Below are 11,109 nucleotides of genomic sequence, written 5' to 3' on the forward strand. Positions count from 1 at the left end.
ATGTTGAAAATGTTTATGAGATTTTTAATTGTATTTTTTCTTTTGCTTCCCTTAATGGGTAATTCACAAGTCATTAATGCTCAGCATTGTGGTTATGATTTTACCTCTTACTTGGTGGTGGAGGTTACCGAGAAAGGAAAAGAGGAACACACGGTCGTGCTAGTCATCGTTGGATATATTGTCGTCTTATTCAGCATCTTCGGCGGCTTCGCGCTGGCGGGCGGACACCTGGCGGCGCTGCTTCAGCCGGTCGAGCTCCTGATGATCGGTGGAGGCGCGGCCGGCGCGTTCTTCGTCGGCAACAACAGCAAGGCCATCAAGGCCACCCTGAAGGCCCTACCCACCGTATTCAAGGGATCGAAATACACCCGCGCGCTCTACATGGACATCATGGCGCTGCTGTACGAACTGCTGACCAAGATCCGCAAGGAAGGGCTGATGTCGGTGGAATCCGATGTCGACTCGCCCGAGAACAGTCCGCTGTTCGCGAAATACCCGGCGGTAATGGCCGATCACCACATCGTCGAATTCCTCACCGACTATCTGCGCCTGATGGTGAGCGGCAGCATGAATGCCTTCGAAATCGAAAACCTGATGGACAATGAAATCGAAACCCATCACCACGAGGGCGAGATTCCTTCCCATGTCATCGCCAAGATAGGCGACGGCCTGCCTGCCTTCGGCATTATCGCGGCGGTGATGGGGGTGGTGCACACGATGGGGTCGGTCGGCCTGCCGCCGGCGGAACTGGGGATCCTGATTGCGCACGCGCTGGTCGGCACCTTTCTCGGCATCCTGCTGGCTTATGGGTTTGTCGGGCCGCTCGCGAGCCTGCTTGAACAAAAGCTGCACGAATCGACCAAGATGCTGCAATGCATCAAGGTCACCCTGCTCGCCAGCATCAACGGCTATGCGCCGGCAATCGCGGTCGAATTCGGGCGCAAGGTGCTGTACTCGACCGAGCGTCCTTCCTTCAGCGAACTGGAAGATCATGTGAGAGGCGCCCGGTCGCGCTGATTTCCCCACCGCCGGGCCGGGACGCCATCACCTCATATCCATACATACATGAGCGAACAGAAAACGCCCATCGTCATCAAGCGCATCAGGAAGGTGAGGGGCGGCCGCCACGGCGGGGCATGGAAAATCGCCTATGCCGACTTCGTTACGGCGATGATGGCGTTCTTCCTGTTGATGTGGCTGCTGGGTTCGACCACCAAGGGCGACCTCGAAGGGATCGCGGAATATTTCAAGACGCCGCTCAAGGTGGCGATGCAGGGGGGCTCCGGCAGCGGCGACAGCTCCAGCGTCATCAAGGGCGGCGGCCTCGATATGACGCGGCAACTGGGCCAGGTGAAAAAAGGCGATACCCAGGCCGAGAAAAAATCCTACAACCTGAAGGCGGCACAGGCTGAACTCGAGCGCATCGAGACCGCCAAGCTGAAGCAGCTGAAGAAGCGCCTGGAGATGGCGATCGACGCCAATCCCACCCTGCGGCAGTTCAAGCGGCAGCTGCTGATCGACATCACCAGCGAAGGCCTGCGCATCCAGATCGTCGACGAGCAGAACCGGCCCATGTTCAACTTGGCCAGCGCCGAACTGCAGCCCTACACCAAGATCATCCTGCACGAGATCGGCAAGGTGCTGAACGATGTGCAGAACCGCATCAGCCTGTCGGGCCACACCGATGCCATGCTGTATGCCAACGGCGCGCGCGGCTACAGCAACTGGGAATTGTCGGCCGACCGCGCCAATGCCTCGCGGCGCGAACTGATCGCCGGCGGCATGGCGGAAGAAAAGATGCTGCGCGTGGTCGGGCTGGCATCGTCGGTGCCGTTCAACCAGGCCGGACCCCACGATCCGGTCAACCGCCGCATCAGTATCATCGTGATGAACAAGCGTACCGAAGACGCCATCACCAAGGAAGCCAGCGGTGTCAACGTGGCGGACGAAGCCGGCGTGCGCGAAGAAATGAACAGGGCCAACGCCGAAAACTGATCGTCGCGTGCTGCTAGTGTCGTGACTCGGAAATATCGCAACATGAAACGGCGTCTTTTTCCGCATGGCGGCGTTGCTCGTCGTTGCCATAGAGCCGGCTATGTCGTCCACCCGCAAGGGGTAGGCCGTGGTTGTAAAGCCGATAAATCGGCAACAACCACGCTCTCCTCGCGCCTTGCCCTGCGAAAAAATCCATCCGTTTCATTCCGTTCCCCTATTTCCGAGTCGCGACACTAGCGTGCTGCCAGCACCCGTTTCTGCGTGCCGGACCAGCAGTCGTCGCGGATCTGGCCAGTCTCGAATTCGGCACGGCCGGCGCGGTCGACATCCTTGTTGGCGAGCACGAAATTGAGGATGAAGGCGTGGTCCATGTAGGCGCGGCCGAGATACAGGCCGGGCCGCACCATGCGGATTTCGTCGCGCACCTTGAGACCGCGGCGTCCGGCGAGAAAGTCGGGGCGCTCGCGGTAGCCGCGGATTTCATCGGTGAAGGCGTAGTCGATGATGATCGATTCACGGCGCGAGTCGATCAGGCTTTGTCCGCAATACAGCTTGGCCGGAAACAGCAGCCAGGCATCGCGGCCGTCGACGTCGATCCTGGGGATGTCGCCGGGGCCGATGACGGGGCGCAGCGCGGCGAGGTCCTGGATGCGGTTGCGCAGCACTTTCTGGTCGCGATAGAACACCTTGCCCTTCCACAGCGTCTCGCCCGCGGTCTCCAGCATCTTTCCCTTGAAATTCACCCTCAGGCCCTTGAGCCCGCCAATGATTTCGGCGGCACGCAGCTTGCCCGAACTGCCGCGCGGAAACACGATCTCGCCGTCGAACGGGCCGTCGGGAATCGGCCCCGAACTCAGCCGGGCGTACAGCTGGTCGAGCTCTTCCTGATTCAGACTGGCGAGGTATTTGGGCGTGACCCTGGCGAGTTCCTGCAGCGGAATGGGGTGCGCGTATTCGACCTGCGCGAAGTCCGGCTTGCTGGCGTAATCGTCGCCGTAGGGGGCGAACGCGATATCGGGCTTGCTGCCGAACCAGTCGTGGAATTTGTCGCAGCCGGAAAGCATCAGGATTATCGGAAGCAGAAGCAGCACGACGATGATCAAACGCAGAATATCGTTGCATACGGATCGCGGCCTGAGGCCGCAGCCGCAGCATTTCGGGTCAGGCGTGTGCTTGTCTCGGGTTGGCGCATACATGGCAGTCTCCCTCAGAGCGTAGCCAGAAAGGCGATCAGCGCGTTCTTGTCGGTGTGGGACAGGTCCTCGCCGAAGCGGTGGCCGTCGTTCTCGATTTCCGCGCTGCATGACGAATAGACCTGCCACAGCGCCGGGGTGCGGGCGCGCGCCTCCTTCACCACCTCGACCAGGCGGTCGGGGTCGGAGACGATGGCTTTGCCGATGGCCTGCATTTCGTCCGCAAGCTCCCTCGCCTCGGCGGCGGGCAGCACGGTGGCAAGCCGCGCTTCGAGTTCCTTCGGCTTGAGCTTGGCACGCACCAGGTCGACGATGAAATCCTTGTGGAGGAAGTTGCCGACGTTGCCCGCGGTGGCGCCGGCCGGCACCCGCACGGTGAAGCCAGCCAGGCGTTTTTCCTCTTTGCCGTCGAAGATGCGCGGGCCGATGTCGAGCACGATGTCCTGGTCGACCTTGGTCGCCTTGGGAATGCGCTGCGACGGATTGAGCAGATCGTTCATCGACGCCACATAAAGCTTGAAGCGGCCGTCGACCGAGGGGTCGTAGGCCCGGCACGCCGGTTGTTTGTCCTTCGGCAGCGGCGGATTGCCGGGCTGGCGGGTGTCGACGTAGCTGGAGCGGTACAGCTCGTAGGGATTGGCCTTGTCGCCGCCCCAGCCGCACAGCTCCGGGCCGACCGAGTTGTTGTGCAGGAAAGGCGCGTGTGCCCACAGGTTGAGCAGCGAGATGTTGCGGTAGTAGCCGCGTCCGCCGTCGTGCGGTTCGAGGATGCCGGATACGGCCTTGCGGGCGTGGTAATCCTCGTCGGCGAACTGCTCCCAGACGTGGCCGCGCATATGGTTGGCGTGCAGCGAGCGGCAACGGTAGGTGCCGACTTCGGTGACCGGGATAGGCACGTCGTTGCCCAGCCAGTCGGCGCGCAGGCCGGTCTTGCTGTCGATGGCACGGAAATCGACGGCCTCGAACGGCGGTTTGCCGCTGGAATGGCAGCGCGCGCAGTTCTCGACGAACACCTGCTGGCCGCGCGAGACCGCGTTCGGGCCGAAATCGCGTTCGAGGTCGCGCACCAGATCGGCCTGAACGTAGGCGGTGCCACGCTGGTTGGCGCGCGCCTTGGCGAGGTCGGCAGCAAGACCTTCGGGCGCGGTGAGGAAGAAATCGAGGATGTTGTGCAGGCGGTCTTCCACCGCGCGGAAGTTGGGGCAGTCGCGCCGGCACTGGCCGATGTCGAATGGGGTCTGGCCGAAGTTGCGGGCCTGCGGGTCGAGCTGGCGCAGGTCGGTGAGGTGGTTGACCCAGCACTGCTCGGCGCAGGAGCCGATGTTGAAGTAGACGCGCTGGATCGCACCGAGCGCGCCGATCGAGTCGCCGCCGCCCTTGAGGATGTGGTGGACGGTCTCGGTTTTCACACTCTTTTCCCAGCATTTTCCTGCCTTGCCGGGTTCGCACCAGCAGGCGTTTTCTTTTGCATCGGCCGGGCACGCCGCGACCTTGCGCCAACGGTTGACCCGCTCGCCCGCGAAGGTGGGGCGCTGCGCGATGTTGATCAGCGCATTGATGGTGCCGGCGTTGTTGACCTGATCGTTGGGGATCGCCGAGGTATCGGAGGTGCCGGGGCGGGCGTGAGCGAAGATCTGCCACAGCAGATCGTCGTGCGGCATGCCGGAAATGAGGATCTCGGAAACGCGGATGTACTGGTTGCCGACCAGGCCGGAGAGGTTTTCCCACTTCGGGTGTTCGGGGTCAGCCGGCGGCCTGGCCGGATTGAAGGCGACGTGGCAGGAGGCGCACGCGGTGCCGATCAGGAACGGCGGTTCGATCGAGGCATCGGCCAGTTTGCGTACCTTGAAGTCGGAACGCGCAGGGTCGCTGGACAGTTTGCGGTTGTAGCCTTCCCAGCTGCCAAGGCGGCCGTTGACCTGCTTCCACACCGCCGCGTCGAAGCGCGGATTGGGAAACTTGCGGAAGCCGAGCGCGCCGGTGGAGGTGCCGAAAGCCAGGTTGCAGCTGTCCTCGCGGCCTTTCTGGTGGCCCTCGGGGTCGCCTGCGATGACGCCGGCGTCCCTGAAGTCGCACGCCGGGTCGCGGTAACCGGGTTTGCCGACGAACTTCAACAGGGTCTCGTCGCCGGGGCACCAGTCGAAGCCGTAGGTCTCTTCGGCACTTTTGGCAGGGCAGCCGGTGGAGCCCGGCGTGCAGCAGCCGGGGTCGTTGATCAACCCCCAGGTCTTGAAGCGGGTGTCGCGCGCATCGCCGCGCAGCACCCCGTACCAGTCGATCAGCGCGGTGATGCGCTGCTGGAAGGTGTAGGTATGGAAGCGCGCGTTGCCGGCGGTGGCCTTGAACCAGATATCGCGGCCGGCGCGTGCCGAGGGGGACAGGCCGGCTTCGGCTTCGTGGAAACCGGCGTCGGTGTAAAGAAAACCGGAAGGCCCGGTCGTGGCGGGCACGACAAGTGCCGCTTCGGCTGCCGCCGGCAACGTGGCGCGCGCGGTTTCGGGTTGCTGGGTGAACCAGGCCAGTGCGGCGATGGCTGCGATACTGAAGGCGCCTAGCCAGAACGAAGTCTTCATCGTGCTCTCCTGTGGGCAGGACAGACTGCCCTGAACCTTAGTCAAGGATGGGGGGCTTTCAAGCGGTCTCATCGCGCCGCTCGCGCAGGATTTCGCACAGCCATGGCAGGACCGGTCCACTGTCGCCGGCCATCTCCTGGCGCTGGATGGCTTCGATCAGCGCCGCGTCGAACACCGCCTTGCCGATGTAGTGGCCGAGCTTGCGGTAGCTCTCGAACTGCGATTCGTCGAACCATTGATCCGTTGTCGATTCGTGTGGAAATCCGGAGTGGGTGCGTTTGTAGTTCAGCAGGTCGGCGGGCTCGGTGCCGGTGAGCCGCGGCTTGATGTAGAGCAGGTGGCCTTCCGCAGGCTGTTCCTGGCTTCCTGCACGGGGCGGATAGCGTATGCGGCCGATGGCGGAATAGCCGCTTTCGAGGTCTTCGGCGTGAATGTCGATGACCACGCCGAAATCGGCGTAGCACTTGCGGATGGCGTTGCCGAGATCCTCGAAATGGCTGTCGCCGTCCTCGCCGGCGTCGATGGCGACGATGCAGGTGCAGCGCCGCCGCACCAGTTCGTAGATCCCGAGATTCTCGAAATGGCCGCCATCGGACAGATAGACGAAGGGTGAACTGTGCTGGGTGTGGCCGAACAGTTCGCTCAACAGGTAGATGCCGCCGAACGGCGGGTCGTGTTTCGTCCAGTGTTTTTCGCTGGCCGGATTGGGGCTCCAGTGGCCGAGCCGGACGTTGAACACGGTCATCAGGAAGGTCAGCGCGGGCGAGCTGTGGTAGCCCATGTTGGGGCTGGCGGCGGCGCCCGAGATCGCCATCACCGATCCCATCCACACGCCTTCCATATACTGCGCGGTGGGGCGGTAATGGCTGAGCAGCTGGCCTTTCTCATCCGGCAGGGTGAAGCTGTAGCCGCAGGCCATGGGGGTAAAGGCGAACGCGGCGGCGCGCCGTTCCTGCCACGCGAGCTGCTTGCCGGCGACCAGGTTCATCGCGGTATTGTGGATGGGATAGGGACGCTGGCATTGCGGCTGGCCCAGCGGCATGCTGCAGAGGTCGGCCAGTCTGAGGTCGTCGCGCGGGTCGAATCCGGTGAACGGATGCGGCACGCGCAGCTTGCAGCGCGAGGCGCCGAGGTAGCTGCGCACCAGGCGCTGGCGGTAGAAGTGATAGATCGAGAACAGGTTGACGTCGATGCGCCACGCCAGCGCGGCGGCGGCCGCAAGGCTGCCGATGCACAGGATCGCCACCCACGCGATGGCGGGGCGCTGGAAGTTGACCGCTTCCTGCCGCAGCACATCCATGAACTGGGTGGAGGTGCGGACATGCTCCTCGCATCCGGCGCAGAACACCGGCAGCATCAACAGCTGATGCAGGCCGAACGACAGCAGTCCCAGCAGGCCGACGACGAAGACATAAGGCATCAGCTGGGCGGCGCGATCGCGCCAGGTTTTGCGGGCGTCGCCGGCGGTTTTTCCTGCGCGTCCCAGCAATACGCCGCTGAGGGTCGACAGCACCCAAGTCAGACCGCCCGCTGCGACGAAGGCCTCGGGCGCCCAGCGGAAGAAGGCCGGAGCGATATAGACGATGCTGAACAGGGTGGCCCATACCAGCGCCGCCAGCAATATCCAGCCACCGAGACGGGACCACCATTCGCGCGAATCGTGCGAGAAATATCGCCCCATCAGGCCGATGTGGGCCACGACCGTGAGTGAATAGAATTTCAGCAGCAGGGCCGTGGCGAGTGCCGATACGATCCACGAGCCGCTGTAGCCGGTCCCCACCTGCCGGATCCATTCCGTCAGCTCGGCAAACGCGGCGAGCAGCAGGCCGCCGAGCGCGCCCGCCAGCAGCGCGAAGCCGCCCATGGCGACGATGCGCCCCAGGCTGAACCGCGGCTGATCGTCCGTGCGGTGGCCGAAAAACCGGCCCAGCGCCCAGCCTATCAGCCAGGGCGGAACATAGACCAGCATGCCCCACAGCACCCAGCCGCCGAGCGAAATCCGGTCCAGCTTTGCCGCGCCGGCATAGAAGCCATAGGCAATCAGCCAGGCCGACAGCAGCACCGGCAGCACCACCAGCGTCAGCACGCCGGTCTGGCGGGTGTAGAACGGCCGGCTTTTGAATGCGCCGCGGCTGCCCAGGTTGAGGCCGATGACCAGCATGGCCATGACGATCAGCAGGATGCCGCCGCCAAACAGCGGCAGCAGACTGGCGTCGGTTGCGGCGTGAGCGCCTTCCCAGCCAGTGAGCCAGCGGACGAACCACACCATCAGGCGCGGCAGCAAAAGCAGCCCGCCGAGCGCCAGCAGCAGCAGGACAAGGTTGAGATAGAGGTTGCGCAGATAGGTGGCCACCGCGGTCAGCGTGTCGGCGGAAAAAAAGCTGGCCTTGGGGGTGAGGTAGTTGCTGTAGCTCCGGAGGAAGCGGATCGCGGGGTTTTCGCTGCCGCCGCTATGCAGCTGCGGCTCGGCGTCCTCGACGCGGCCGTTGCACTTGAGATGGATGAAGGCCGACAGCCAGCCGCCGATGTAACCGCCGCCCGACACGCACGACAGGTAATCGAACTGCCGCAGCAGCCGCAGTTCCGCCAGCGCCTGGACGATGCCGAGATTGAAGGTGGCGCTGCGGATGCCGCCGCCGGAGAAAGCCAGCCCGGTCAGCGGCCGGTCGGGCCCGTCGTGGCGGCCATCGGGTTCGCGGATGGTCGCGCGCTCCTGCGCATGGACGGTATCCCAGTCGAGCGAGGTCGGCGCATCAGGCATCGATCGCTTTCAGATATTTGCTATGGCACCAGCCGACGATATCCATTACGCCGTTGACCTCGCCCGCGACGTCGACTTCCCACCACAGTCCCCGTTTGGCCAGTACCTCGACCTCAGTGGCAGGGGGCAAGGGGGTGCCGGGCAGGGCGGCATACCCGGGTCCGGGACCGTTCCGTACATACAGCCGGGCGGTGGTGCGGTAGCGTTCGGGGTGGTCGTCGCCACGTCCCAGCAGGCGCGCGCGCACCGATTCGAGCGGGAAATCCGGGCCCGGGTCGCGCTTGCGTCCGGGCGCAATGTCCTCGTGCCCCAGCACATCGGCAAGACCGTATCGATCGATCAGCGCCATGCCGCATTCCAGCGTGGCTTCGATCTGTTCCGGGGTGTAGCTGTGCCAGCCGCAGGGCGGCGTTCCGGGCGGGTCGTTGCGGTGGCAGGCGACGGTGACTTCGCTGTCGGGATAGCTGCGGCGGCTGAGCGGCGACACCCATTTGCCGCCGCTCTGGATCAGGCAGCCGGCATTGTCGAGTTCGATGCCGATGCTGTGGCGGTTGAGCCCGGACAGACTGCCCCAGCGCGACTGGCCAGCATGCCAGGCTTCGCGGTCGAACGGCACCAGCTGCGTCACCGTGCCGTCGCGCGCGATGACCAGATGAGCGGAAACGCGGGAAGCCGGGTTGCGGAACCAGGCCACCGTGCCGGCCGCACTGCTGCCGGCGGTGTAATGAAGGATCAGGAAACGGGGTGAAATGGTCTTCCCGACGTGTGGGCTGGCGAGATAAGCCAGCGCAGAACCATCGTCGCGTGTCAGCCGATGATCGCGTATTTTCATTGTGCCGCCCCCCTGGTGGGCCGCCGCGGCGAGCGAGGCAGGTACCTTGAGCGCTGCGGCAACTGCCCCCAGCATAGGACAGGCATCCGGCGATTGATATGCGACTCTGGTTGCAGGCGGGGCTTCAGCCGGGGGTACGAATCGGTGCCGGGCCTGAGCGTGATTCCGAACCGGCCCGATCGGTCTTGTCGCGGCAAGCGGCAGGGACCGGGCGACGGACGGCAGCTACCCTGGCGTTCATCGAAATCCCTTGCCGGGCCAGGCTGCGCGTCCGGGTTGAGTCCCGCGTTGTATGCCGCTTATCGCCCCGGTCTATCGGATCCCAAGGCACGTATGCGGCGCAGCAGGTCCAGGATGAATCCGGTAAATGCGGCCGTCCATGCGGCAAGCGCGATGTACAGAAAGACCGGCGGCAGGAACCCGAGGAAATCGAATCCCATCGCTTCGATCATCCGGTCGGTGCCGACCGCATACATCCCGAGCGGAAAAACCGCGCCCCAGTAAAGCGGGTCATATTTCATCGGGAAGCGCTTGTACACGTGGCGCCACAGGGCGAGCGCCAGCAGCATCGGTATCCACCAGCTGCCCGTTGCCCAGTAAAAAACCGTGAACCCCTTGATGAACGGCAGCAGCGAGGTGAGAAAGGGCGCATCGGACACGTTGATGATGAGCAACGAACCGGACAGGGTGGAAATCGCCATCGCGCCCATGTTGATCCAGTACGGCGGCGTCAGATCGCCGGGCGCAAGCTCGAAGAAGGTGTAGCGGTAGAAAATCAGCGACATCATCCAGATGTACAGCATGCCGCCCCACAGCCACATCGAGAGCGCGAGGAAGTTCATCTCCAGCTTGCCCGGCTGATCGACGTGGGTGGCCAGCAGTGCGCCGAGCGCAGCGATCGACTGGGTTGCCACCACTGCGAGCAGCCAGGCGCCGTTGATCCCCTTGTCGAGGGTCGGTTTACGTTCCTTGACGGTGAAGCCGGTAAATATCGTGTAGGTCAGCGCGATCCAGAGCAGGACCGCCACTCCCCAGAGCACAGTCCCTGTGCCATAGCCCGCCGTGAGCACGATGAACTGGCTGCCGAGCACGCCGGTGGCGGCCACGGTGGTGAAAAATCCGGGGCCGCGCAGATGATCGAGCATGTCGCCGAAGAATCGGCGGGTGTGGAAAATCATGCGCAGCACGGTCAGCATGCACAGCGCAGCATAGACGACGATATTGAGCTGGAACAACGCGTGCGCGACGCGCGGCATGGCGAGAAAGTGGGCGGCGAGCGAGACGATGCCCGTCGCCATGACCATGCCGAAATAGGCGGGCGACATGCCGCCCAGCTCCGCCAGCATGCGCGCACCCGGCGACTCGCGTCGAACCGGTGGGGTGCATTGATCGGGTCTTGTGTTCATGGTATGCGGATTGGCATCCGCGACGGGCGTCGCCTCGCGTAGTCCGGCATCATAGCGCACCCGGATACGGGATGCGGGTTGAATGCAGGCGCGCACACCTCATAATGCAGCGTACGTTTCCCCCGAGGAGCAGGTGATGAGCGAATGGATACAGGCAACCGTAGTCGAACGCATACGCTGGAACGATGCACTGATTTCGCTGCGTTTTGAAGCCGAACTGGATCCTTTCAATGCGGGCCAGTTCATTCGCGCGGGGATGGACATCGCCGGCGAACGCATCGGGCGCCCGTATTCCATGGTCAATGCGCCCGACGAGAGGCCGCATGAGATCTATTTCAACGTCGTCCGC

Annotated in this window: 7 protein-coding genes and 1 pseudogene; 3 read left to right on the plus strand and 5 right to left on the minus strand. The window is 63.7% G+C overall.

Annotated features, from left to right (window positions below; translation table 11 throughout):
• Positions 1-156 precede the first annotated feature (156 nt).
• Both motA and motB read left to right on the plus strand, forming a co-directional pair.
• Positions 157-1,017, plus strand: a complete 861-nt coding sequence (gene motA / locus Q0L94_RS09420; RefSeq protein ID WP_296752805.1) for a flagellar motor stator protein MotA — start codon at positions 157-159, stop codon at positions 1,015-1,017.
• 48 nt (positions 1,018-1,065) lie between these two features.
• Positions 1,066-1,995 (plus strand): flagellar motor protein MotB, encoded by a 930-nt coding sequence (motB, locus tag Q0L94_RS09425; protein WP_296752793.1) that lies wholly within the window; start codon positions 1,066-1,068, stop codon positions 1,993-1,995.
• Positions 1,996-2,228: 233 nt separating this feature from the next.
• On the opposite strand, the gene Q0L94_RS09430 is transcribed toward motB, so the two are convergent.
• The 5 genes from Q0L94_RS09430 to Q0L94_RS09450 all read right to left on the minus strand — a co-directional run bounded on the left by Q0L94_RS09430 (position 2,229) and on the right by Q0L94_RS09450 (position 10,760).
• Positions 2,229-3,059, minus strand: a complete 831-nt coding sequence (locus Q0L94_RS09430) for a hypothetical protein (protein ID WP_296752795.1) — start codon at positions 3,057-3,059, stop codon at positions 2,229-2,231.
• Positions 3,060-3,202: 143 nt separating this feature from the next.
• Positions 3,203-5,761: a cytochrome c gene (locus Q0L94_RS09435; protein WP_296752797.1), complete on the minus strand. Its 2,559-nt coding sequence runs from the start codon at positions 5,759-5,761 to the stop codon at positions 3,203-3,205.
• A gap of 58 nt (positions 5,762-5,819) precedes the next feature.
• Positions 5,820-8,522: a hypothetical protein gene (locus Q0L94_RS09440; RefSeq protein WP_296752799.1), complete on the minus strand. Its 2,703-nt coding sequence runs from the start codon at positions 8,520-8,522 to the stop codon at positions 5,820-5,822.
• Positions 8,515-9,354: an N-acetylmuramoyl-L-alanine amidase gene (locus tag Q0L94_RS09445; protein ID WP_296752801.1), complete on the minus strand. Its 840-nt coding sequence runs from the start codon at positions 9,352-9,354 to the stop codon at positions 8,515-8,517. The genes Q0L94_RS09440 and Q0L94_RS09445 overlap by 8 nt, the downstream gene beginning before the upstream one ends.
• A 299-nt stretch (positions 9,355-9,653) precedes the next feature.
• Positions 9,654-10,760, minus strand: a complete 1,107-nt coding sequence (locus Q0L94_RS09450) for a tellurite resistance/C4-dicarboxylate transporter family protein (RefSeq protein ID WP_296752803.1) — start codon at positions 10,758-10,760, stop codon at positions 9,654-9,656.
• 136 nt (positions 10,761-10,896) lie between these two features.
• On the opposite strand from Q0L94_RS09450, the pseudogene Q0L94_RS09455 reads away from it, so the two are divergent.
• Positions 10,897-11,109: pseudogene (locus Q0L94_RS09455) on the plus strand (ferredoxin--NADP(+) reductase); the annotation flags it as partial.

The organism is Thiobacillus sp. (genome assembly GCF_024708915.1).